Annotated in this window: 18 protein-coding genes; 12 read left to right on the top strand and 6 right to left on the bottom strand. The window is 59.8% G+C overall.

What is annotated here, in order from left to right; genetic code table 11:
- Nucleotides 1–4: 4 nt before the first annotated feature.
- Nucleotides 5–727, bottom strand: a complete 723-nt coding sequence (locus IE101_RS05270) for a hypothetical protein (RefSeq protein ID WP_189632776.1) — start codon at nucleotides 725–727, stop codon at nucleotides 5–7.
- 613 nt (nucleotides 728–1,340) lie between these two features.
- Here IE101_RS05270 and IE101_RS05265 point away from each other — a divergent pair.
- The 9 genes from IE101_RS05265 (at nucleotide 1,341) to IE101_RS05225 (ending at nucleotide 13,478) form a co-directional block, all read left to right on the top strand.
- Nucleotides 1,341–1,640, top strand: coding sequence for a DUF4258 domain-containing protein (locus IE101_RS05265; protein WP_189632775.1), 300 nt, complete (start codon nucleotides 1,341–1,343; stop codon nucleotides 1,638–1,640).
- Nucleotides 1,637–3,361: an N-6 DNA methylase gene (locus IE101_RS05260; RefSeq protein WP_189632774.1), complete on the top strand. Its 1,725-nt coding sequence runs from the start codon at nucleotides 1,637–1,639 to the stop codon at nucleotides 3,359–3,361. Before IE101_RS05265 ends, IE101_RS05260 begins: the two co-directional genes overlap by 4 nt.
- 128 nt (nucleotides 3,362–3,489) lie before the next feature.
- Entirely contained in the window at nucleotides 3,490–5,019 is a 1,530-nt protein-coding gene (locus IE101_RS05255) for a type I restriction-modification system subunit M (RefSeq protein WP_189632773.1), read from the top strand.
- Nucleotides 5,016–6,284: a restriction endonuclease subunit S gene (locus IE101_RS05250; RefSeq protein WP_189632772.1), complete on the top strand. Its 1,269-nt coding sequence runs from the start codon at nucleotides 5,016–5,018 to the stop codon at nucleotides 6,282–6,284. The genes IE101_RS05255 and IE101_RS05250 overlap by 4 nt, the downstream gene beginning before the upstream one ends.
- Nucleotides 6,281–6,919: a hypothetical protein gene (locus tag IE101_RS05245; RefSeq protein WP_189632771.1), complete on the top strand. Its 639-nt coding sequence runs from the start codon at nucleotides 6,281–6,283 to the stop codon at nucleotides 6,917–6,919. The genes IE101_RS05250 and IE101_RS05245 overlap by 4 nt, the downstream gene beginning before the upstream one ends.
- A gap of 7 nt (nucleotides 6,920–6,926) precedes the next feature.
- Entirely contained in the window at nucleotides 6,927–8,066 is a 1,140-nt protein-coding gene (locus tag IE101_RS05240; RefSeq protein ID WP_189632770.1) for a DUF4268 domain-containing protein, read from the top strand.
- Complete coding sequence (locus IE101_RS05235) at nucleotides 8,066–11,197, top strand: type I restriction endonuclease subunit R (RefSeq protein ID WP_189632769.1); 3,132 nt, start codon at nucleotides 8,066–8,068, stop codon at nucleotides 11,195–11,197. Before IE101_RS05240 ends, IE101_RS05235 begins: the two co-directional genes overlap by 1 nt.
- Nucleotides 11,194–12,021: a hypothetical protein gene (locus tag IE101_RS05230; protein WP_189632768.1), complete on the top strand. Its 828-nt coding sequence runs from the start codon at nucleotides 11,194–11,196 to the stop codon at nucleotides 12,019–12,021. The genes IE101_RS05235 and IE101_RS05230 overlap by 4 nt, the downstream gene beginning before the upstream one ends.
- Complete coding sequence (locus IE101_RS05225) at nucleotides 12,018–13,478, top strand: SMODS domain-containing nucleotidyltransferase (RefSeq protein WP_189632767.1); 1,461 nt, start codon at nucleotides 12,018–12,020, stop codon at nucleotides 13,476–13,478. Before IE101_RS05230 ends, IE101_RS05225 begins: the two co-directional genes overlap by 4 nt.
- 145 nt (nucleotides 13,479–13,623) lie before the next feature.
- On the opposite strand, the gene IE101_RS05220 is transcribed toward IE101_RS05225, so the two are convergent.
- A complete protein-coding gene (locus tag IE101_RS05220) occupies nucleotides 13,624–14,739 on the bottom strand; it encodes an AAA family ATPase (protein ID WP_189632766.1) in 1,116 nt (371 codons plus the stop codon).
- Nucleotides 14,740–15,086: 347 nt separating this feature from the next.
- Nucleotides 15,087–17,360: an adenosylcobalamin-dependent ribonucleoside-diphosphate reductase gene (locus tag IE101_RS05215; protein WP_189632765.1), complete on the bottom strand. Its 2,274-nt coding sequence runs from the start codon at nucleotides 17,358–17,360 to the stop codon at nucleotides 15,087–15,089.
- 126 nt (nucleotides 17,361–17,486) lie between these two features.
- Here IE101_RS05215 and IE101_RS05210 point away from each other — a divergent pair, with 126 nt between their 5' ends.
- Both IE101_RS05210 and IE101_RS05205 read left to right on the top strand, forming a co-directional pair.
- On the top strand, nucleotides 17,487–17,918 hold the full coding sequence (locus IE101_RS05210; protein ID WP_189632764.1) for a DUF1489 family protein: 432 nt from the start codon (nucleotides 17,487–17,489) through the stop codon (nucleotides 17,916–17,918).
- A 66-nt stretch (nucleotides 17,919–17,984) separates the two neighbouring features.
- A complete protein-coding gene (locus tag IE101_RS05205; RefSeq protein WP_189632763.1) occupies nucleotides 17,985–18,869 on the top strand; it encodes a DMT family transporter in 885 nt (294 codons plus the stop codon).
- Here IE101_RS05205 and hisG read toward each other — a convergent pair.
- From hisG to hisS, 3 genes are read right to left on the bottom strand one after another with little or no spacing between them, the layout of a single operon-like run.
- Nucleotides 18,844–19,557, bottom strand: coding sequence for an ATP phosphoribosyltransferase (gene hisG / locus IE101_RS05200; RefSeq protein ID WP_189632762.1), 714 nt, complete (start codon nucleotides 19,555–19,557; stop codon nucleotides 18,844–18,846). The two genes, IE101_RS05205 and hisG, sit on opposite strands and share 26 nt — an antisense overlap.
- Nucleotides 19,558–19,560: 3 nt before the next feature.
- Nucleotides 19,561–20,670 (bottom strand): ATP phosphoribosyltransferase regulatory subunit, encoded by a 1,110-nt coding sequence (locus tag IE101_RS05195; protein ID WP_189632761.1) that lies wholly within the window; start codon nucleotides 20,668–20,670, stop codon nucleotides 19,561–19,563.
- Nucleotides 20,667–22,154 carry a histidine--tRNA ligase gene (gene hisS, locus IE101_RS05190; RefSeq protein ID WP_189632760.1) on the bottom strand — a complete coding sequence of 496 codons (1,488 nt, stop codon included), beginning with the start codon at nucleotides 22,152–22,154 and terminating at the stop codon, nucleotides 20,667–20,669. The genes IE101_RS05195 and hisS overlap by 4 nt, the downstream gene beginning before the upstream one ends.
- Nucleotides 22,155–22,223: 69 nt before the next feature.
- Between hisS and IE101_RS05185 the strand changes: the two genes are divergently transcribed.
- Nucleotides 22,224–22,436, top strand: coding sequence for a SlyX family protein (locus IE101_RS05185; protein WP_189632759.1), 213 nt, complete (start codon nucleotides 22,224–22,226; stop codon nucleotides 22,434–22,436).
- Nucleotides 22,437–22,554: the final 118 nt, after the last annotated feature.

Genomic DNA, 22,554 nt, shown 5'->3' with positions numbered 1-22,554 from the left:
CGGGTCAGCGGCGCGGCAGGTGGACGATCGTCGTCGGGCGAATGATCTCGCGCTGGACAGCGCGCAGCATCCCCGACCGCATGAGACGGATCAGTGCACGGTAGCCGCGCGCCTGAAGTCCAGTTTCGATCGTCAGGTCACGAAGGGACCGGCCGCCCTCGGCAGGGATGGCCTTGGCGACGGCGAACGCGATCGCGTCGGCCTCGCCGTCCTGTTCACGCACGGCTGCGAACATCTGGGCGTTGCGCAGGTCGATTTGATTGATGTCGCCTTCCGTGACCAGGCGCACATCATGGTAAAGTTGCGTGTGAACCGTCGCCCACCAGGTGACGTTGCCCATCTTTTCCATGAAGGTGCGATCGTCGTAACGCTCGCCGTTCTTGTCGCGGCTTCCGGGGCGGCTGTTCAGGCGCACCTCCGGCTTGACGGTATACGCGATGCGAAGACCGCTCGTCAGAGTGGCAACGACATCGAAAACGTGAAGATCGAGATCCTTAAGGTCCCAGCCGAAGTGAAACTCTTCCTGTTCCCGCAGCTCTGCGACGTCCTGCTTCGCATTGAGGAGATACAGGTTGCAGAGTTCGAGCCAGCTTTCGGCATTCTTGCGGGTCCCATAACCGTTACCGAGAACTGCCTGGGCGGTGCAGTGCGCCGACGAGGCGGCCGGAATGTCCCGCTGTGCGCGGGAAGGGAGGGGCAGATGGATTCCGCCTTGGTTGTCGAGCATTGGTCGTTCCTCTCGCGGGCTCCGGACGGGGGTCCGAAGCATCAAGCAAGACTGACCGCAGGGCTGCGGATCAGTCGGCTATCCCGCGAGGAGTGCGCGATGCGGCAGCCAGACGAACGCGCATGCCGAAATTCACGGAAACCGTTGCGAACGTCGAGAAGGTGGAGGGGTAGGAGCGCTGCATCGACTTGGCCTTCATACCGTTGTCCCGATCGCAAATGCGGACGGGTTTCAAGACGTCTGTTCAGACGGCGGGTATGAGGAGACCGAGATGCGTTGCGTTTTCCATAGCGTCGAAAGTCGATTCGTTTTCTGAAGAGTTCAAGAGGAAAAATCGTGCCAATCACGTCCAGGCGGCGCGTGTGGGGCTTCATCGCAGCGGGCTCGCAGCAACTGGCTACAAAAAACTCATTATAATCAGAAGGATATGGATTTTTGACGCTTTTTCTGATGTTGCAAAAATAGCTCTCAAGGTATGTGCCGGATGCGCCTGTCCCAGATAGATGTCCTAAAAATTTCCTCACAATAAAAAATCAGGGTCTTACTATTGTGTTTTTGCTTGATTGTGGTGGGATTTTGCGCCATAGGTGTCTCTGACACACGGGAGATGACCATGCAGATGACGAACCACATCGACGCCCGCATGAATCAGCGCGGGATACGCAAGGAACTGGTAGAATTGACCTTGGATCTCGGCGAGATCGACGGTGACCGCTATGTCTTGACGTCCAAGATCATCGACGCCGAGATCGCCGGCCTTCAGCGGCGGATCAGGGCCCTGGGTGAGGCCCGCAAGAAAGGTGGCGTCGTAGTTGTCGCCGAGGGCGAAGCACTTCTGACCACATATCGCGCAAGTGGCTTTAATGCTAAGCTTGCAAAAAATAAGCAGCCTCTGACTTTGGGATCAGCATGAACATTCTCGACATCATCAAGCTGGCACGCGGATCGATGCGGTCAGGCGATGCCTATGAAGCGGTAATCGAAATTGCGGCCAATATGGTCGGTGAAGAGCTTTCTTTCGATCAGCTGCGTTGCGCAGCGCGTGTTAGCACGAAGGAACTGCGGACCCTTCTGGAAACTGCTGCCGAAGCTTTGCTTCGCGCAGAACGCGAGGTCCGCTTCGGAATGATCTTGCAGATTTTCGACCAATTGGCAGCGGACGGCGGGGGCAGCGAGTTCTGGGCGAGCAGAGACATTTGCGGCCAGATTGTGCGCCTCGCGGGCGACGTCAACAGCGTTCGATTCACCTTTCCTGCAGCGTTTCGGGCATGCCTGACCTATGCCTTCCGAATGTCTGCGCAGGGCCGAAAAGTCCGCATCCATTATGCGGGCTGCATCGGTCTCGAGCACATCTTTTATGACGTTCTGGGAATTCTCGACATCCAGAACTGCTCCGCCGACGAACGCATGCCCTGGGACGACCTCGACGGGGAGCAGTATGAGCTGGAAGTCATGTTGCCGATGCTCGGGGCGCCCGTGCGCAACGCCGAGGAGCTGCCCAGCAACCTTTACGCCCAGATGCGGCTGATGCCGTCGAGGGCAAGTCGCCTCAATTATGAAACCCTGGCTATCGCCCATGCCTTGGCTCGGGCTGAATCGAAGGCGATGATCTTCGTGTCCGAAGGGGAACTTTTCCGGATGGTCGGAGCGGAAGCCGCGACCCGCCAGAACCTCGTCGAAAGCGGCCGCCTGCGTGGTGTGATCAGCATCCCTGCAGGAATGCTCCATGACAGCACCATGGTTCGGTTCGGGCTGCTGGTGCTCGCAAAGGACGGCGAGTTCACGGAGTCGGTCAGGTTCGTTGACATGGGGCACCCAGACCTTTCACGCCCATCGACCCGCGGACGCTTCACCATGCACAAGGACGCGCCCATCGAAGCGGTTTTCAATGGGCCACTGACGCATGACAAGCACCTCTCCTGGGACATCGCCACTCGTGAAATCGTTGAAAATAATTACGTTCTTACGCCTGCGCGATATCTCAACACGGGCCCCAAGGAACAGATCGACGCTCTTCTGCGGAACAGCGAGGCCGTCGAACTTCCAGACCTTGTCGAGATGATCAGGCCAATCAATCTGCAGAAATCAGAGGAGGCAGAATACACGATTTTCGAGGCCTCTCCGGGGGATGTCGGGGTACGGGGGTATCTGGATAAGCCAGGACGAGCCATCGAGGTGGATCGCGCAACCTACAGTCGTGCTGTCAACCAGCAACTGAAACCCGGAGACGTCCTCCTGTCCATCAAGGGGACAATCGGCGTGGTGGGGATCGTGCCTAATACAGTGCCCGGTTTCGGTGAGCGCGAGATCTGGACTGCAGGCCAATCCCTGATGATCCTGCGCGGCAAGAAACGCGCCAGCATCGATCCGATCGTCCTGTACGAATATTTGTCCGACGACACCGTTCAGGCTTTCATCAAGTCCATGGCGGGCGGCACGGTCATCCCGAACCTTGGCATGAAAGACCTGAAGAGCTTTCAAGTGCCAATTCCATCGGCTGACGTCATGGCAGAGGTTCGTGCTCGGTTTATGGAGCGTCAAACTGTGTTTGACGAAATCGAACGCCTGCAGAAGCGGGTGGCGAGCATCAGAGCAGCCCACTGGCCCCACGCAGAACTTGCTCAAGCCGACTGAAATCAATCGGAATCCACAGGAACGTCAGCCGCACCCCCTCTACAAAGCGTAGAAATCTCTTACACTTGGGGTAACGCTGGTCCTGTGGATTTCAGATACGATCAATTATGAACACGACTGGGAATTGAATGGCTGACGCAATCGAAAAGACCCTCTTCGCCGCCGCCGATAAAATGCGTGGCGCGATGGACCCCGGCGAGTACAAGCACGTGGCCCTTGGCCTGATTTTTCTGCGCTACGTTTCCGCCGCCTTTGAGGCGAAGCGCGAAGAATTCGCCAAGGACGACCTCATCGACCTTGAAGATCCTGAAGAATATGCTGCGGAGAACGTCTTCTGGGTTCCGGAGAAAGCCCGGTGGTCACGCTTGGCCGCAATCGCAAAGGCGAACGACATCGGCGTGCAGGTTGATGACGCGATGCGTGAGATCGAGAAGACCAACCCAACCCTGAAAGACGCCCTGCCCAAGGTCTATGGCAAGCCTGATCTTGACCGATCCATCGTCACCGGGCTGATCGAGATGTTCACCAACCTGCATCTGCATGGCACCCGTTCCGATTTTGACCTGATCGGTCGCATCTACGAATATTTCATCAGCGAGTTTGCAACTTCCGAGGGCAAGCGCGGCGGTGAATTCTATACCCCCCGCTCTATCGTTTCGGTTCTGGTCGAAATGATGGAGCCGACCCATGGCCGCGTCTACGACCCGTGCTGCGGTTCGGGTGGCTTCTTTGTGCAGTCCGAAAAGTTCATCACCGCTCACAAAGGCCGCGTCGATGACATCGCCGTCTACGGCCAAGAGCGGAACCCTGCGACCTTCCGCCTTGCGCGGATGAATTTGGCCATCCGTGGAATTTTCGGGGACATCCGTTGGAACCCGGAAGGCACGCTGTTGAAGAACGCGTTCCCGGATGAGCGGTTTGACTTCATCCTGGCGAACCCGCCCTTCAACATCTCAGACTGGAACGGGGCGCAGTTGCGCGAAGACCATCGCTGGAAACCGTTCGGCACCCCGCCCGTAGGCAATGCCAACTTTGCATGGATGGCACATATCCATCACCACCTTTCGGCCAACGGCATTGGTGGCGTGGTCATGGCCAACGGCTCGATGTCGTCGATGCAATCTGGCGAAGGCGACATCCGCAAGGCCATGGTCCTGCAGGATGCAGTCGATTGCATGGTGGCACTGCCGGGGCAGCTGTTCTTTGGCACCCAGATTCCGGCCTGCCTTTGGATCTTGGCCAAGGACAAGTCCAACGGTCAAGCGGCGGGTAAGAAGCTGCGGGATCGCCGGGGCGAAATCCTGTTCATCGACGCCCGCAAGATGGGCGCACTGGTGGAAGGCAGCCGAAAGCAAAAGGAATTGCGGGAATTCGAGATCCAGAAGATCGCCGACACCTACCATGCCTGGCGGGGCGAGATGGGCGCAGATGCCTATCAGGACGAGGCCGGCTTCTGCAAATCAGCCGATTTACATGAGATCGACCGGCACAACTATGTGCTGACCCCGGGGCGCTATGTTGGCGCTGGGGCGGCTGAGGAGGACGGGGAACCCTTCGTCGAAAAGTTCGATCGGCTGCTGGGGGAGCTGCGCGAGCAGTTCGCCGAGGGGCGGCGGCTGGAGGCGGAGATCGAGGCGAAGCTGGGGGCGCTGGTATGACCACGCTGGAAAGCATCTGTGCGGCGATTGTCGATTGCGAACACAAGACCGCACCCAAGGCCGATTTGGGCCATCCGTCAATTCGAACCACTGACATCAAGAATGGAAGAATCGACTTCGAAAACGCAAACCGCGTTTCAGATGAGACCTACAAGGCATGGACAAAGCGCCGACGTCCCATGCCCGGCGATCTTATTCTCGCTCGGGAAGCGCCGGTGGGGGAAGTTGGCTACATTCCAGATGGGATTTTTCCGGTACTCGGACAACGGACGGTGTTGATCTCACCGGACCACAACAAGGTATTTTCACGTTATCTGCATTATCTCCTGATTTCGCCCGCAATTCAGCATACGATCCAAGTACACTCTGCTGGTTCGACCGTCCATCATCTCAACATGAAGGACATTCGTGAGCTCGAACTTCCAGAACTCCCGTCACTTGCTGAACAACGCGAAATTGCCTCCATCCTCGGCGCCCTTGACGACAAGATCGAGCTGAACCGCAGGATGGCCGGGACGCTGGAGGAGATAGCCCGGGCGCTCTACCGGTCCTGGTTCGTCGATTTCGACTCGGTGAAGGCCAAGGCCGAGGGCCTGGCCCCCGCCTTCATGGACGAAGCCACCGCCGCCCTCTTCCCGGACCGGTTCGGGGACGACGGGCTGCCGGAGGGGTGGCGACGCGGGCGTCTCAGTGATGTTGCGATCAACCCCAGAGCCGGGGTGAAGCCCGAGCAGATTGACCCGTCGACCCCCTACATCGGACTCGAACACATGCCGCGACGCTCGATCCGGCTGGGCGACTGGGGGACCGCCGAGGACGTCGGTAGCCAGAAATCCGCCATGAGGCGGGGTGACTTCCTGTTCGGCAAGCTGCGCCCGTATTTTCACAAGGTGGGCATCTCGCCGCTCGACGGGATCTGTTCGACAGACATCATCGTCGTTCGGCCGATGGCTCCGGAATGGGCGTCCTTCGTCCTGTCCGTGATCTCTTCCGATGATTTTGTGGGACACACGAACGCCGGCTCGTCCGGAACGCGGATGCCCCGGACCAGCTGGAGTGAGATGGGCCGGTATGAAGTGGTCATTCCACCTACCCCGGTGGCCGCTGCCTTCGAAGCGGCCCTTGGTTCGATGCGGGACCGGATCGTCGCCGGTGTTCATGAAGCACGAAACCTCGCCGAACTCCGCGACACCCTTCTCCCCAAGCTGATGTCGGGCGAACTCCGCGTGGGAGAGGCCCAGGACCAGGTCGAGGAGGTCGCGTGACAGGTACCCCGGTCTTCGATCAGGTGTTTTCCGAACCGGTGGGCGACCCCGAGACCTTTCCGGGGTTCCTGCTGATGTATCACGGCCAGCAGCCCCCGGCCCCCGCCCCGGGGTTCCCGGCGACCAGACTGGTCGACCAGCGGGCCCTCGCCGCCGCCTATGGCGAGGCGACCTTTGCCGCCATCGATCTGGCGCTGGAAAACACGGCCCTGCCGCACCGGGACGCCGTGCCCGAGGCGGCCTATCCGGCCCTCTTCCTCGCGCGGCACACGCTGGAACTCTACCTCAAGGGGCTGATCCCTGACTGGGGGGCGCTGAAGGGGAAACAGAACGCGCATCAGATCGACTATCTGGCCGACCACTTGGCCCGCCGCATCAACGGCCGGTATCACGCGGACCATGTGGAAATCCTGTCCCGGTTCCTGAACCGGATCCACGCCATCGATCCACGTTCTGCGGCGTTCCGGTTTCCCGATGGGGCCGAGCGGGATTTCTCTGCGGCCGAGATTTCGCCGCTCGAGGTCGAATTCTGGATCAACTTTCAGGCGCTCCGCGATAGCCTGAAACAAGTCTTTGAGGCGCTGGATAAAATTTGGGCCGAGGCCCGCCCCCCCGGATTGAGAGTTAAGGAATAGATAGAGCATGTTTCGCGTTGACCGTTCCCAGAACCGCCTGTCCCGCCTCGTTCAGAAGCGGTTTTCCGATCTCGCCTTGCGCGAGCGGGATCACCTGCAGGAATGGCTGGCCAACCAGCCAGACGCCCTGGGAGAAGATCTTCTGATCATCCAGAAGGAATTCGACGGGTTCGACGAGACCCGTGAACGGCTGGACCTGCTGGCGCTGGACAAGGACGGGAACCTTGTCGTCATTGAGAACAAGCTTGATGACTCGGGCCGCGACGTGACTTGGCAGGCCCTGAAATACACCGCCTATGTCTCGGGCCTGACCAAGACCCAGATCGTCGACATCTACCAGCAGTATCTGGACCGGTTCTGCGGGGGCGGGAACGCCGTCGCGCGCCTGTGCGAATTCATGGAGGTGGAGGATCTGGGCGAGATCCACCTGAACCCCGGGAACGATCAACGTATGATGTTCATCGCCGCAAACTTCCGGCGCGAGGTGACGGCGACGGTCCTGTGGCTGTTGAGCCGGGGCATCAAGGCCCAGTGCTTCAAGGTGACCCCGTTCATGCTGGGCGAGGAGTTGATCCTCGACATCCAGCAGATCATCCCGACGCCTGAGGCGGCGGATTTCATGATCGGCATGTCCACCAAGGACAACGAGGAGAAAGTCACCCACGACACCCAGAAGCAGCGGCACAAGTTGCGCTATGAGTTCTGGGAGGCGGCGCTGGAACGCCTGCGTGCTGACGGGGTCGAGATCTACCGCAACATCAGCCCGGCCCGAAACCACTGGCTAAGTGCCGGATCCGGGGTCCGGTCCTGCCCCTACCAGATGATCTTTTCCAGGGATGAAGCCCGGGTAGAACTGAACTTCGGCCGCTCCGAGGCTTCGGAAAACAAGTGGCTATTCGATCAGCTTTATGCCCAGAAAGATCAACTGGAGGCCCGGTTTGGCGCGCCGATGACCTGGCGCCGCATGGACGACAACAAGCAGAGCCTGATCGTCTATTCCCAGCCCTTCGATGGGTACAATCGAGACGCCTGGCCCCAGATGATCGAATGGCTGTCCACCCATATTCAAAAACTTGAATCGACCTTCCGCGACCCCCTCGCACGCCTGAACCGGCAGGTCCGCAACCACGACGAAGAGGAAGCCTGATGGCCTTTGCATCCGAAGATGATCTGGAACAATGGGCGCTTGGGGAGCTTCAGGATCTGGGCTTCCAATACTTGCACGGTTCCGCCCTGTCGCCCGAGGCCGACGATCCTGTCCGGGACAGTTTTCACGACGTGCTGATCCTGGGCCGGCTGGACGCTGCCATCCGCCGCCTGAACCCGCATCTGCCTGATGATGCGGTCCGCACGGCCCTGAACGAAATCCGCGATACCAAATTCGCGGGGGACCTCCTGTCGGAAAATCGCAGGATCCACGGCTTGGTCACGGGCGGTGTCCCTGTTTCCTGGTTTGAAGCGGGCGAAGAACGGACCGCCATGGCTCGCTTGGTGGACTGGGAAAACAAGGAAAATGACTGGCTGGTGGTGAACCAGTTCGAAGTGGTTGGAAAAAGCGCGCGGAGGACCGACGTTCTCATTTTTCTTAATGGGATGCCGATCGTCGTCGTCGAGCTGAAAGGCACCCAGACGGGTACCTTGAAGGGGGCCTTCAACCAGATCGAAACGTACAAGTCACAAATCCCTGACCTGTTCCGCACGAATGCTTTCAATGTGATTTCCGAGGGCGTGACAGCCCGCTACGCTTCTTTGTCGGCCAATTACGATCGCTTCATGCGCTGGCGCACGGTTGATGGTGAGACGCTGGTTGAAGACGGTTCAGCCTTGGCGCTCCACACCCTCATGCACGGCCTTCTCAACCAGGAAGTCATCCTGGAAATGATGCGCTTCTGCACGGTCTTCGAGGATGAAGGAAAAGGCCCCATCAAAAAGATCGCGGGCTATCACCAATTCCATGCAGTCCGGAAAGGCGTGAAGGCGGTGGTCGAAGCTCGCGACGAGGATGGTCGCGGCGGCGTCATGTGGCATACGCAAGGTTCGGGGAAATCCCTTCTGATGACCTTCCTTGGCGGACGCTTGATGCGCGACCCTCGGCTGGAAAATCCCACGCTGGTCGTGATCACCGACCGCAATGATCTCGACAACCAGCTCTTTGCCACATTTGCACGTTGCGCAGCGCTTTTCGGGGAAACGCCCGTTCAGGCAGAAGATGTGCCGGATCTGCGGAAGAAGCTGGCCGATCGAAAGGTCGGCGGGGTGATATTCGCCACCATCCAGAAATTCCGACCCGGGAAAGGCGAGACCGATTTCGGGGTGCTGACCGATCGCTCGAACGTGGTGGTGTTCGCAGACGAAGCTCACCGGTCCCAGTATGGATTTGAGGCCAAGGTCAGCCGGGAAACGGGTGAGACAAAATACGGGTTTGCCCACCACCTTCGCACCGCCCTGCCGAACGCTGTCTACGTCGGTTTCACCGGCACCCCAATTGAGTTGGTGGGCGCAGACACGCAAGCTGTCTTTGGGGATTACATCGACGTCTATGACGTCGCCCAGGCTGTCTCAGACGGGGCCACGGTTCCGATTTACTACGAGGGCCGTGTCGCCAAGATCGAATTGGCCAAGGATATCGGTGAGATTATCGATGCCGAATTCGAAGAGATCATCGAAGACGCCGAAGCTGACGGGGTCGAGTTTGACGCGGACAGCAAAGGCGCGATGTCGTCCAAATGGACGCAGCTGGAAAAGCTTGTTGGGGCAGAGCCTCGCCTGGATGCCGTTGTTGCAGATATCCTTCAGCATTTCGAGGCTCGCATCGAAGCCATGGATGGCGGCAAGGCGATGATCGTCTGCATGTCCCGGCGCATCTGCGTTGAGGTTTACAATCGGATCGTAGCCGCGCACCCGGACTGGCACGCCGATGAGGACGCCGCCGGTGCCGTGAAAGTGGTCATGACGGGTGCGGCTCAGGATCCTGCCGAATTTCAACCCCACATTCGCTCCAAATCTCGGCTCGAAACCCTTCGCACAAGGTATCGTGATCCCTCGGATGGGTTGAAGCTGGTGATCGTCCGGGACATGTGGCTGACCGGCTTTGACGCCCCTTGCATGCACACGCTTTACCTCGACAAGCCGATGAAGGGGCACGGCCTGATGCAGGCGATTACCCGGATCAACCGGGTCTTCGGATCCAAGCCTGCTGGTCTGGTGGTAGATTACATCGGTCTTGCGGCCGACCTGAAGAAGGCGCTGAAGCACTACTCGAATGCCGACCAGAAGCAGACCGGCATCAATCAGGACGAGGCGGTGTTTGCCCTGCGGACGCAGATGGACATCATGCGCGACATGTTCTTCGGCGTTCCCTATATGGATGCTGTCAAGGGGACGGCCGCAGACCGCATCAAGATGTTGCCCTTGGCGATCGAACATGCGCTGACCTTGAAAGTCGCAGAAAAGGAGGCAGCCAATCGCGAGGACTCGAAGAAGCGTTTCATGAAGGCTGTTGCGGGCTTGGTCCGCGCCTTTCGAATTGCCGCAGGTTCAGTTGAGGCCGGGTTGGTCAAGGATGAGGTCGGCTTCTTCGTGGCAGTCCAAGCTGCCATCCGCAAAATGGACGCTTCTACCCGCACGGCCCGCACCGCTGAGGAAGCAGAACTGGCGATTGCGCAGCTTCTGAACCGAGCCGTGGCATCGACCGAGGTGATCGATATCCTGCAAGCTGCAGGGATCGATAAGCCAGACCTCAGCGTCTTGAGCGAGGATTTCCTCCTTGGCCTCAAGAACACGCCATACAAGAATCTTGCCGTGGAAGCTTTGAAGCAGCTCTTGAACGGCGAAATTCGTACGAGGACCCGCACCAACAAGACCCAGAACGAAGCATTCTCCAAGCGGCTTCAGGATGCCATGGCGCGGTATCACAACCGCAGCATCGATGCGATCCAGGTCATCAAGGAAATGATCGACATGGCGAAGGAGCTTCAGATGCAGCCGGCCGACGGCCTGACTGCCGAAGAGGTGGCCTTCTATGATGCCCTGGCGCAAAACGACAGTGCCAGAGACCTGATGGGAAATGAAGAGCTGCGCGTCATTGCCCAGGAGCTGGTTACCGCGGTTCAGAACACGTCCTCAGTGGATTGGTGGAGGAAGCAGAACGTGCGAACAAAGATGAGGATCACGATCAAGCGGATTTTGAAGAAGCATGGCTTCCCGCCAGACCTACAGGCGGAATCCGTAAAGAAAGTTCTGCAACAAGCAGAAGTTCTGGCAAAGGCATTTTCATGAGTAAGAACCAATATATTGGCTACCTCAAATCGCAATATCAAGCATCGTCCTGGCAAATGAAGATCTCAGCGATACTGTTGATCCTGGCAACGGTACCCGCTGCCGCTTCAATATATATCGAGGAAAAAACTGCTGTTTACGTTCTAACGATTGCAAATGGAGTTTTTCTACTTTTCTGGGTGCTTTCTCTTTTTTCCTATCAAAAGAAAAGAGACGCGGCGCATGCTGCCCGCCGCGCTGCACTTTTAGTAGACTCATTTGGTGAAGACTTAACAAGTCGCGAGAGAGCAGCACTGCTAGACAGCTTTACCGTTACCCAGGAACTGGCCGAAAAGAGTTGCGACGCAAATTACTACGCATCAAGCCAAGTTGCCGGGTACATGCGGCTACTCGACAACATAGAAGAGTCTGCATTCTACACTGCAAAAGTGCAAAGGGCGAGTTTTACATTGCTCTCGTGGGTCTTGGGAGCCTACACTGTAATCTGGCTTGGAATTGTATTTTTCGCAATTCCTGATGCGGAAAACGGTCACTTAATTGATGGAGCGCGCCTCTTTATTTCACTAACCGTTTTTATCCTATCTGGTGGATTATTTAACGCGTGGATCTCGTATAGATCATGTTCGATATCCGCAAAAGAGATTCAGGCTCGATGTGTAGCGGCTCGAATGAATGGATCGCCCCGGATCGACGTCTTGATGATACTCTTGGACTATTCCGGGGCCATTGATTCGAGCCCGGAAGCGTTACCTTTTACTTACTCCGTGATGCGGACAAAGATGGAGAAAATCTGGGCAACGCTGAGCGGAGCTCCCAGTAAATGAAGAATGTAAGAATTTTTGACGATTTCCTCAGAGATACAGTCAATATCAACCAGTCGCGCTTAGATCGCCTAAATGCTTCCTCTGCTGCGGTTAACGACTTCCTGGGGAGTTCCGCGTGGGCTGCAAAAATAACAAGTTGGTATCCACAAGGCTCTTGGGCGCACCAAACGATTATCAAGCCTGTTGGTGACGGAGCGTTTGATGCGGATATTCTGGCAATCGTGGATCCAGTGCCGGATTGGGGAGCAGAAGACTACATAAATCACCTCTATGATATCTTTAGGGGATCCGATCGTTACCGGGACAAGGTTCAGAGGTTCTCGCATTGTGTAACGCTTAATTATGCCAATGATAGAATGATGGACATCGCTCCATGTGTCAGCGCACGGATATTCCCCGGCACCTTGGAAGTCTGCAATCGAGACACCAACGATTTCGAAGTTTCAGAGCCAATAAAATTTACCAAATGGCTGATAGAAGCCAACTCAAACTCCGGAAATAACTCCTTTCGGAAAGTTACGCGACTACTTAAATATTTGCGTGACATCAAGAGAACCTTCACTTGCTCTTCAATATGCTTAACAACCCTTTTGGCGGGGCAAATATCCGCAGCCGATAAGGGGTCTGATCTGTTTGTTGATACACCATCCGCACTACGCACATTGATGCAACGTCTTGACACCTTCCTATCAATTCGCCCGGTTAAGCCGGCCGTGACAAACCCATTCACCAATGAGGATTTTTCCGCCTGCTGGGATGATGTCCAGTATGAGAACTTCAGAAAATGTATCGCTCGATACCGCAAATGGGTTGATGATGCCTATCAAGAGGGTGAGTTCAACAAGAGTATAAGAAAGTGGCGGAAGGTATTCGGATCTGACTTTGGAAAGGGCGAAGATCTCAAACAGGCCAAGAGTTTCTCTCAAAAAGTCAGGGATGTGCTTAGCAGTCGACAGCCAAGTCTGATCAGACTTATAGAAGCGGCACGGGGCGACTTAGTTGATTTTGCCAAAACGCTTGGCAGAATTACGGTTCCGCTCGATGCCCTGGATCTGCCTTACCTTGAAGATCCAGAATGGCACGATGCAGATAGCGGAAAATTCCGTACGTTCATCACTGCCACCGTCCATCGAGAGCGTGGGGCCATTTACGGGCAGCGCATCGAAAGTGGCCAGCCGACACGCAAAGGGCAGGAAATAAAATTTTCACTTCATCTTCAAACTGGCATGCCAATGGATTGGCAGAATTACGAAATATTTTGGCGAGTAGCAAACACGGGCAGTGAAGCAGTGGATGCCGGACAGCTTAGGGGGGATATTATTCGCGAGTATAAATCTGCTGAACGCTGGGAGAGCCTAAGCTACAGGGGGATACATTTTGTGGAAGCATTCGTTGTACGTAAGAGGGATAGGGCGATGGTTTCGCGCACGGATCCGTTCATAGTCGTTATCGAGTAGGATGGGCGGCGCGGATTCCGGGAAGCCCAATACGATTTGGCTGCCTGGCTGATGTTTGAAATGTCCCACACAGGTTACATTATCGGGCTTAATGTAACCTGTGTGGGACATTCCGGAGTGTGCTCCCTCTTGGGTGCCAGCCGGGTCACTGCAGACGCGGCCGGCCTTCAAGCATCTCTGCCCGATCCAACATCCTGACCACATCGCGCAGGCTGATGCGCCGTCCGGTGACGATCGGTGCCTGAATGATCGCGGTGACAATCGCATCCACGGATTCCTGGGAAAGTCCCATCTTGCCCCCACGCTTCACCGCAAAGGCCTGCAACTGTTCGGAAGTGATGTCCGGGATCTCGATGACCTGACAACGGCTGCGCAGGGGCTCCGAAACCCTGCTGACATCGTTCGCGGTCAAAACCCAGATGATATGGGACATATTGAATTGGAGCCGGAAGTAGGGGCATTCCCAGGCCTCCGAACTGACCGGCTCGAGCAGCGAGAGGAGGCCATTCGCGAAGGAATGGAAGGTCCCCTTGGTCGAGCTCATCGACGCCGCCTTGCAGATCTCATCCACGACGACCAGAGGATTGCCGATCCGCTTTGCCAGCATGATGTCTAGGGGGCGTCCAGCTTGGGCAGTTGACCAGCCCCGTTCCACGCCGACCAGCGAGAACCCCGCGCCGCCCTTGCTTGCGTCGATATCGGCCATCGGGAGCTCCAAGGCCTTGGCCAGCGAACGCGCCCAGACGGACTTGCCGATCCCGGCAGGGCCATTCAGGATCAGGGGCCGAAAGGAAATGGCCTCCTGTCGTTGTGCAGCACGACGAAGGCCATGCCACACATACTCCGATGCCTTGGCCATCCACGGCATGTCGTCGTGAATGGCCGCGGCGACTTCGTCCGCCCAATGTTCATCCTTCGCCATCACCAACTGGATTCCCGCAACCACAGGGGCCAGGCGCGCCACTTCCTCCTTCTTCAGATGGCTGGTTCCACTGGCAGTCGCCCTGCGTTCGGCAAGCCGCCGGGCACGTTCCAGGATCCGGCTCTTGTCGCGATAGGTCAGCTCGACACCGGCGGAGAGTTCATCGGCAAATCCGTCTGGATCGCTGGACTTCAACCCCTCTGATTGTTCGTCATTCCCGATGAGGTCGGCCGCGAGCTTGTTCTTGCGGATTTGTTTCAGGGCCTCGGTCAAATGACCCGCGATGCTGCTCGTGTCGGTGTCGTAATCGCGGATATCGACAAACTTGATGGTCTTCATGGGTTAGGGATCCGTCCTTGAGGATTGGGCACGGCCATGTGACAGGCCAGTTCAAGCTGATGTTCGGGTTCCTGAGAAGCCCCGTCAGTTGGCCCGTATGGGGCGGATATCTCGATGCGCTTTCATGGTCCGAAAAGAGGCTGTTTCCGGAACACGGTCAAGCCCACCCTCTGGACGGGAGGCGAAATGAGCAACGCCGCCCCTCTCGGGACGGCGTTTTCGACTTTCAATCTTTTCAGTTACTTAGCGTCCAGCGGAAGAATTAGACCCGAAAAGTGGAAGGCAATTTTGCCAAAATGGGCCTCAATTGCCTGATTTTTCATCATGTCGCAAACTGGCCCGAAGGCTCAGCCGCATTTGCTCTGGCCGCAGCTGCCGCAGGTCATGCAGCCTTCGACCATCCGCAGGTCGAAGCTGCCACAGCTTTCGCAGGCCTTGCTGGGGCGGGCGGCGACGACTTCGGCCTTGGGATCGGCCTTCAGGCCCATGCCCTCACCCTCGATGAAGCCGATCAGCACCAGGTGCTTTTCGATCACGCCGCCAATGGCCGCAAGGATCGAGGGAATGTAGCGCCCTTCCATCCAGGCGCCGCCGCGCGGGTCGAACACGGCCTTCAGCTCTTCCACCACAAAGGACACATCGCCGCCGCGACGGAACACGGCCGAGATCATGCGCGTCAGCGCCACGGTCCAGGCGAAATGCTCCATGTTCTTGGAGTTGATGAAGACCTCGAACGGGCGGCGGTGACCGGCGATCACGATGTCGTTGATGGTGATATACAGCGCATGTTCGCTGCCCGGCCACTTGATCTTGTAGGTCTGGCCTTCCAGCGCTGCCGGACGGTCCAGCGGGTCCGACAGGTAGACCACTTCGCCCCCGTTCGTTTCGGCGGTTTGCGGGGCCTCGGACGGGGTCTTTTCGCTGCTTTCCGAAACCGACAGGACCGACCCGGTCACCGCATTCGGGCGATAGGTGGTGCAGCCCTTGCAGCCCTGATCCCAGGCGGCCATGTAGACCTCTTTGAAATCGTCAAAGCTGATGTCTTCGGGGCAGTTGATGGTCTTCGAGATGCTGGAATCGATCCATTTCTGCGCCGCCGCCTGCATCCGCACATGTTCCAGCGGGGGCAGGGTCTGGGCGTTCACGAAATAGTCGGGCAGGGGGGCATCGCCCTTGAGATCGCGCCACATCTTCACGGCATAGTCCACGACCTCTTCCTCGGTGCGCGAGCCGTCTTTCTGCAGGACCTTGCGGGTATAGGCATAGGCAAAGACCGGCTCGATTCCCGAGGACACGTTCCCTGCATAAAGCGAGATCGTCCCCGTCGGCGCGATCGAGGTCAGAAGGGCATTGCGGATGCCGTGGGTGCGGATCGCTTCGCGCACGTCCTCGTCCATCTGCAGCATGTTGCCGGTGGCCAGATATTTCTCGGCGTCGAACAGCGGGAAGGGGCCCTTCTCTTTCGCCAGATCCACCGAGGCAAGGTAAGAGGCGCGCGCAATCGCCTTCATCCAGGCTTCGGTCTGTGCCGCCGCCTCGGCCGAGCCATAGCGCAGCCCCAGCATCAGCAGCGCATCGGCAAGGCCGGTCACGCCCAGGCCGATGCGGCGCTTGTTGCGGGCCTCATGCGCCTGTTCGGGCAGCGGGAAGCGCGAGGCATCGACCACATTGTCCATCATGCGGACCGAGAGGCGCACCAGATTGTCCAGCGCGGCCGGATCAAGCTTGGCCTCGGCGGTGAAGGGGTTGCTCACCAGCATGGCAAGGTTGATCGACCCCAGCAGGCAGGCGCCATAGGGCGGCAGGGGCTGTTCGCCGCAGGGGTTGGTCGCGGCGATGGTTTCCGCATAGCCTAGGTTGTTCATCTTGTTGATGCGGTCGATGAAGATCACGCCGGGTTCGGCGAAATCATAGGTGTTCCGCATGATCTTGTTCCACAGGTCACGCGCCTGAACGGTGCGATAGACCTTGCCACCAAAGACCAGATCCCAGGGACCATCGGCCTTGACCGCGTCCATGAAGGGGTCGGTGACCAGAACCGAAAGGTTGAACATCCGCAGGCGGGCGGGGTCGCGCTTGGCCTCGATGAAGGCTTCGACATCGGGGTGGTCGCAGCGCATCGTCGCCATCATCGCACCGCGACGCGACCCGGCCGACATGATGGTGCGGCACATCGCATCCCAGACATCCATGAAGGACAGCGGGCCCGAGGCATCGGCGGCCACGCCCTTCACCTCGGCCCCGCGGGGGCGGATGGTCGAAAAATCATAGCCGATGCCGCCGCCCTGCTGCATGGTCAGCGCGGCTTCTTTCAGCGCGTCGAAAATGCCAGACATGCTGTCGGGCACGGTGCCCATGACAAAGCAGTTGAACAGCGTGACAGTGCGGCCGGTGCCCGCGCCGGCGGTAATGCGCCCGGCGGGCAGATATTTGAAATCTTCCAGCGCGTGATAGAATTTCTCTTCCCAGGCGGCCTTGTCGGTTTCCACCTCGGCCAGCGCGCGGGCGATTCGGCGCCACGTGTCTTCCACGGTTCCATCGATCGGGGTGCCGTCCGCCTCTTTCAGGCGATACTTCATATCCCAGATCTGCTCAGCAATCGGGGCAGCGAATCGGGACATGGCTCTCTCCTTGGTATGGTGTGCAGACCGCGAGCACCTACAATATCCTGCGTCAGGAGGGAAGCGGATTCCTTGCCCCGCCGCACTGATCAGGCTATCTGGAGGGTAGGCAAACCGGGGGTCGCCGTGGGTGAATTCGTCAATATCCTGAAGCTCTGCGTGGGCGCCGATTCCATTGAGGATCTGGAGGACTGGCAGCGCAGCCAGGCGCCGCATTGGCCGCCTGGGGTGGCGATCCATGTCACCCGCATGTGGCCCAAGCGCGAGGATGAGGTGCTGGCGGGCGGTTCGCTTTACTGGGTGATCAAGGGCGCGGTGCTGGCGCGGCAGAAGATCGTCGGGCTGAAGCGTGTCGATGGCGGTGACGGCGTGCAACGCTGCGCGCTGGTTCTTGACCGCGAGGTGATCCGCACCCAGGCCGCGCCCCGCAGGCCCTTTCAGGGCTGGCGCTACCTCGACCCCGCCGATAGCCCGCCTGACCTGCCCAAGGGGCGCCAGCGGGAAGAACCCCTGCCCGAACATCTGGCCCGCGCGCTGGCCGAGATCGGGCTGCGCTGACGATTTACGACGGCGCATGTCGGCGCTGGCGCAGCCTTTGTCGCGACGGCACGCGATGGTCGGGCCATGCAAAGCACGCGCCCCTTCTGGCTGATCCTCGCCCCCGTCATCTTCCTGATCCTGTGGTCGGCCGGTTTTGCCGTGGCCAAGATCGCCGTGTCCCATGCCGCGCCGCTGACGGTGCTGGCGCTGCGCTATGGCGCGGTGCTGGCGCTGCTGCTGCCTGTGGCGCTGGTGGTGCGCCCGCCGATGCCCAAGACCTGGCGGGGGGTGCTGGATATCGCAATCGTGGGTTTCCTGATCCAGGTCGTCTATTTCGCGCTTTGCTATATCGCGTTCAAATCCGGCGTTTCGGCGGGGGGCGTGGCGATCATCGTCTGTCTTCAGCCCATTCTGGTGGCGCTGGCCGCACCGCATACGGTGGGGGAAACAGTGGGGCGGCGCGGCTGGATGGGCCTTGCGCTGGGTTTGGCCGGGGCTGTGCTGGTCATTCAAGCGCGATCTTCGATCGAGGCCGAAAACATGACTGGCCTTGCGCTGACCTTTCTGGCGCTGTTCGGGATGACAGGCGGCACGCTTTACGAAAAGCGTTTCGGCGTCAGCCACCATCCCGTCACGTCGAACCTGATTCAATATGCCGTCGGCACCGCCTGCACCCTGCCGCTCGCGCTCTTGACCGAAAGCATGAGCGTCCGCTGGGATGCAGAGTTCATCTGGGCCATGGCCTATCTGGTGCTGGGCAATTCGCTGCTGGCCATGTCGCTGCTGCTGGCCATGATCCGCGCGGGTGAAGTGTCGCGCGTCTCGGCGCTGTTCTATCTGGTGCCTGCACTTTCGGCGCTGTTCGCCTGGCCCCTGCTGGGCGAGGCCATGCCCCCCCTGGGCTGGGCGGGCATGGCCTTGGCCGGTCTGGGTGTGGCGCTGGTCAGCCGGAAACCTGCGGCGCGCTGATCCCCAGACGTGCGGCCAGCGCGGCCAGCGTGGCCTGTTCCGCCGTGCCCCAATCGGCCTTGCGGGCTAGGAAAAGCGTCGCCTGGCTGCGGTGGATCACCGCATCATTCAGGATTTTCAGATGGTTGGCGCGCAATGTCTCACCTGTTGAGGTGATGTCGGCAATCGCCTCGGCGGTCAGGTTCTTGACCGTGCCTTCGGTCGCACCCTGGCTGTCCACCAACTGATAATCCGCGATGCCGTTTTCGGTCAGGAAATCGCGCACAAGACGGTGGTATTTCGTGGCAATCCGCAGGCGGAACCCATGGCGCGCGCGAAAGGCTGCAGCGGCGCCGTCCAGATCATCCAGCGTATCGACATCAATCCAGCAGGCCGGAACCGCCAGAATGAGATCGGCATGACCAAAGCCCAGCGGGGCCAGTTCGGCCACCTGCTTGTTCCAGTCGGCCAGCTTGTCGCGCACGAGGTCAGACCCCGTCACCCCCAGATGGATGCGCCCGGCTGCAAGTTCACGCGGGATTTCCCCGGCCGAAAGCATGACCAGTTCGACCCCTTCGATGCCCTCGACCGCGCCGGAATATTCCCGCTCGGCCCCGGTGCGCTGCATGGTGACGCCGCGCGCACCGAACCAGTCGAAGGTCTTTTCCATCAGCCGCCCCTTGGACGGCACGCCGATTTTCAGGCTCATGGCTCAGGCCCCCTTCAGTTCGGCGACAAGGGCGGGGCGGATGATGCCGCCCACCGCGGGGATGGACCGGCCCGCGCCCAGAATGGCCGTCAGCGCATCATAGCGCCCGCCCGAGGCGATGGGCGGCTCCGCCGCATCGACCGCGCCCGATCCGTCACGATGGAAGGTAAAGACGAAGCCGTCGTAGTATTCCAGCGTGGTGCGACCGTGGCTGGCCGCGAAGGGCAGGGTGGCGGTGTCGATGCCCCGGCTTTGCAGCGCGCGCAGGCGGGCCTCGAAACGGTCCACCGCCGGGGCGATGGCAGGCATCAGCGGCTGGATGCCGCGCAGATGGTGCAGCGCGTGATCGGCCGGGGCGGCAAGCCCCAACAGGTCGTAAAGCACCGCGGCTTCGGGCGCGGAAATCGGCGCGGCTTCGGCATCCTCGATCAGCGCGCGGGCGCGGTCGGCGATATCCTCGGCCGAGCGTAGGCCGATCTGCGGGCCGGCGGCATCCATCAGCGCTTCGGGCGTGTCGGTTTTCAGGTGGTCAAGCAGACGGGCCCGGCCTTCCGACATGGGCGCGCGCCCCGTGAACCGATCCAGCAGCGCGCGGAAGCGGCGCGGGCGCCAGACATGGCGGCGCAGCGCGGCCTTGCGGCGGTCGGTGGTCGAAAGCCCCTCGATCGCGGCCAGAAGGATGCCGATATCCCCCGTCAGCGCTCGCAGGCCCAAGGGCGCAAGCAGCCCGGCGAAGATGGCAAAGACCTCAGCGTCGGCTTCTGGGGCGTTGCGGTCGAAGACCTCAAACCCCACCTGCAGATATTCATTCGCGCGGGGGCCAAGGTGATCCTGCTTGCGGAACACCTCGCCCATATAGGTATAGCGCGCGGGTTCGGCGCCTCCGGCCATATGGGCCTGCACCACCGGCACGGTGAAATCGGGCCGCAGCACCATTTCCCCGCGCAGCGGATCCTGGGTCACATAGGCGCGGGCGCGGATGTCCTCGCCATAAAGATCGAGCAAAGTGCCTGCGGGTTGCAGGATATCCGCCTCGACTGCCGCCGCACCGGCAGCGCGGAAGGCGGCAAAAAGCGCGGCGGCCTCGGCGCGGGCGGCGGGGCTGATGGTCATTGGTCGAGCATCCGTTTCACCGCCTGAACCAGATCGGCGCGGGCCACCTCGACCTGCGCGGGGCGGTCCTTCCATTCTTCCAGCGTGGCGTTCTGGGCGATCTTGGCCCCAAGGATCAGATCCTTGAGAACGACTGTCCCCTTCGCCGCCTCATCGCCGCCCTGGATCACGGCGACCGGGCTTTCGCGTTTATCGGCGTATTTCAGCTGGTTGCCAAAGTTCTTGGGGTTGCCCAGATACATCTCGGCCCGGATGCCTGCACGCCGCAACTCGCCCACCATGCCCATGTAATCGGCCATGCGGTCGCGATCCATCACCGTGACGATGACCGGCCCCTGCGACGCGCCACCGACGCGGCCCTTTGCGCGCAGCGCGGCCAGCAAGCGGTCCACCCCGATCGAGACGCCCGTCGCAGGCACGGCTTGCCCGGTGAAGCGTTTGACCAGATCGTCATAGCGCCCGCCGCCGGACACGCTGCCAAACTGGCGCTTGCGCCCCTTTTCATCAAGGATTTCAAAGGTCAGCTCGGCCTCGAACACCGGGCCGGTATAATAGCCAAGCCCGCGCACGACGCCGGGGTCCATCAGGATGCGGTCAGGGCCATAGCCCTGCGCATCCAGCAGCTCGGCCATGGTTTCAAGCTCTTGCACGCCTTCCAGACCGGTGACGGACGCCCCGACCAGTTCGCGCAGGCGGGCGGCGGTCGCGGCCCCGCTGTCACGTTTGGCGGCCATGAAGGCCATCACGACCTCGGCCTGTTCATCCGACAGGCCCGCACCCTTGGTGAAATCGCCGCTTTCATCCTTGCGGCCCGCGCCCAGCAGGGCGCGCACCCCGGCATCGCCCAGACGGTCGATCTTGTCGATGGCGCGCAGCACGATCCCGCGTTCGGCTTCGAACCGGGCAGGGTCGGACGGGTCCAGAACGCCCGCGACCTCCATCACGCCGTTCAGAACCTTGCGGTTGTTCACCCGCACGATGTAGTCGCCGCGCGGAATGCCCACCACCTCAAGCGCGTCGGACAACATGGCGCAAATCTCGGCATCGGCGGCCACGGTGGGCGAACCGACGGTATCTGCATCGCATTGATAAAACTGCCGGAACCGCCCCGGACCGGGCTTTTCGTTGCGCCAGACCGGACCCATCGCATAGCGACGATAGGGCGAGGGCAGGTCATTGCGGAACTGCGCCGCCACCCGCGCCAGCGGCGCCGTCAGGTCATAGCGCAGGGCCAGCCACTGTTCATCCTCATCCTGCCAGCCGAAGACGCCTTCATTCGGGCGGTCCACATCGGGCAGGAATTTCCCCAGCGCCTCGACCGTCTCGACAGCGCTGGTTTCCAGCGGGTCAAAGCCGTAGGCATGATAAACCCCGGCGATCTGATCCAGCATCGCCTTGCGTTCGGTCACTTCCGCGCCGAAATAGTCACGAAAGCCCTTGGGGGTTTCTGCCTTCGGGCGGCGGGCGGGTTTGTCCTTGGACATGGGGCAGGCCTCGCAATCATTCGGGCCTGCCTTAGCGGATGGGGGCCTTCGGGACAAGTGGAGGCTGGGATGGAACGCATTACCGCAATGGAAGAATTGCTCGCGCATCTGACACGGACGGTCGAGGATCTGTCGGACGTGATGGCCAGTCAGGCGCTTGAGATTGATCAGCTGAAACGCCGCGTCCTGTTGCTTCTGGAGCGCGAGGCGGAACGTGAGGCGATGGAGCGGGACGGGGCGGGGGCGATTCCCTTGGCCGATCAGAAACCGCCCCATTGGTAAGCGTCTTTCGGGACGATGCCTCTTGCTTTGGCAAGAAAATTCCCCGGCCCGCGTGCTTTGCGCAAGGAAGCGCCAAGCCCCCTTTGCTGCAATGCAACAGCCGGGCAGATTCGCGCCT

It is taken from the genome of Gemmobacter lanyuensis (assembly GCF_014652355.1).
In the GTDB taxonomy this organism is placed as follows: domain Bacteria; phylum Pseudomonadota; class Alphaproteobacteria; order Rhodobacterales; family Rhodobacteraceae; genus Gemmobacter; species Gemmobacter lanyuensis.
This window is presented reverse-complemented; position numbering and strand designations above follow the sequence as displayed.

Excerpts from the sequence above, each read along its gene's own strand:
- IE101_RS05220 (WP_189632766.1), bottom strand. The coding sequence starts at position 14,739 with ATGAAGACCATCAAGTTTGTCGATATCCGCGATTACGACACCGACACG.
- IE101_RS05250 (WP_189632772.1), top strand. The coding sequence starts at position 5,016 with ATGACCACGCTGGAAAGCATCTGTGCGGCGATTGTCGATTGCGAACAC.
- IE101_RS05225 (WP_189632767.1), top strand. The coding sequence starts at position 12,018 with ATGAAGAATGTAAGAATTTTTGACGATTTCCTCAGAGATACAGTCAAT.
- IE101_RS05230 (WP_189632768.1), top strand. The coding sequence starts at position 11,194 with ATGAGTAAGAACCAATATATTGGCTACCTCAAATCGCAATATCAAGCA.
- IE101_RS05235 (WP_189632769.1), top strand. The coding sequence starts at position 8,066 with ATGGCCTTTGCATCCGAAGATGATCTGGAACAATGGGCGCTTGGGGAG.
- hisG (WP_189632762.1), bottom strand. The coding sequence starts at position 19,557 with ATGAGCCTGAAAATCGGCGTGCCGTCCAAGGGGCGGCTGATGGAAAAG.
- IE101_RS05270 (WP_189632776.1), bottom strand. The coding sequence starts at position 727 with ATGCTCGACAACCAAGGCGGAATCCATCTGCCCCTCCCTTCCCGCGCA.
- IE101_RS05205 (WP_189632763.1), top strand. The coding sequence starts at position 17,985 with ATGCAAAGCACGCGCCCCTTCTGGCTGATCCTCGCCCCCGTCATCTTC.
- IE101_RS05255 (WP_189632773.1), top strand. The coding sequence starts at position 3,490 with ATGGCTGACGCAATCGAAAAGACCCTCTTCGCCGCCGCCGATAAAATG.
- IE101_RS05265 (WP_189632775.1), top strand. The coding sequence starts at position 1,341 with ATGCAGATGACGAACCACATCGACGCCCGCATGAATCAGCGCGGGATA.
- IE101_RS05195 (WP_189632761.1), bottom strand. The coding sequence starts at position 20,670 with ATGACCATCAGCCCCGCCGCCCGCGCCGAGGCCGCCGCGCTTTTTGCC.
- IE101_RS05260 (WP_189632774.1), top strand. The coding sequence starts at position 1,637 with ATGAACATTCTCGACATCATCAAGCTGGCACGCGGATCGATGCGGTCA.
- IE101_RS05240 (WP_189632770.1), top strand. The coding sequence starts at position 6,927 with ATGTTTCGCGTTGACCGTTCCCAGAACCGCCTGTCCCGCCTCGTTCAG.
- hisS (WP_189632760.1), bottom strand. The coding sequence starts at position 22,154 with ATGTCCAAGGACAAACCCGCCCGCCGCCCGAAGGCAGAAACCCCCAAG.
- IE101_RS05215 (WP_189632765.1), bottom strand. The coding sequence starts at position 17,360 with ATGTCCCGATTCGCTGCCCCGATTGCTGAGCAGATCTGGGATATGAAG.
- IE101_RS05185 (WP_189632759.1), top strand. The coding sequence starts at position 22,224 with ATGGAACGCATTACCGCAATGGAAGAATTGCTCGCGCATCTGACACGG.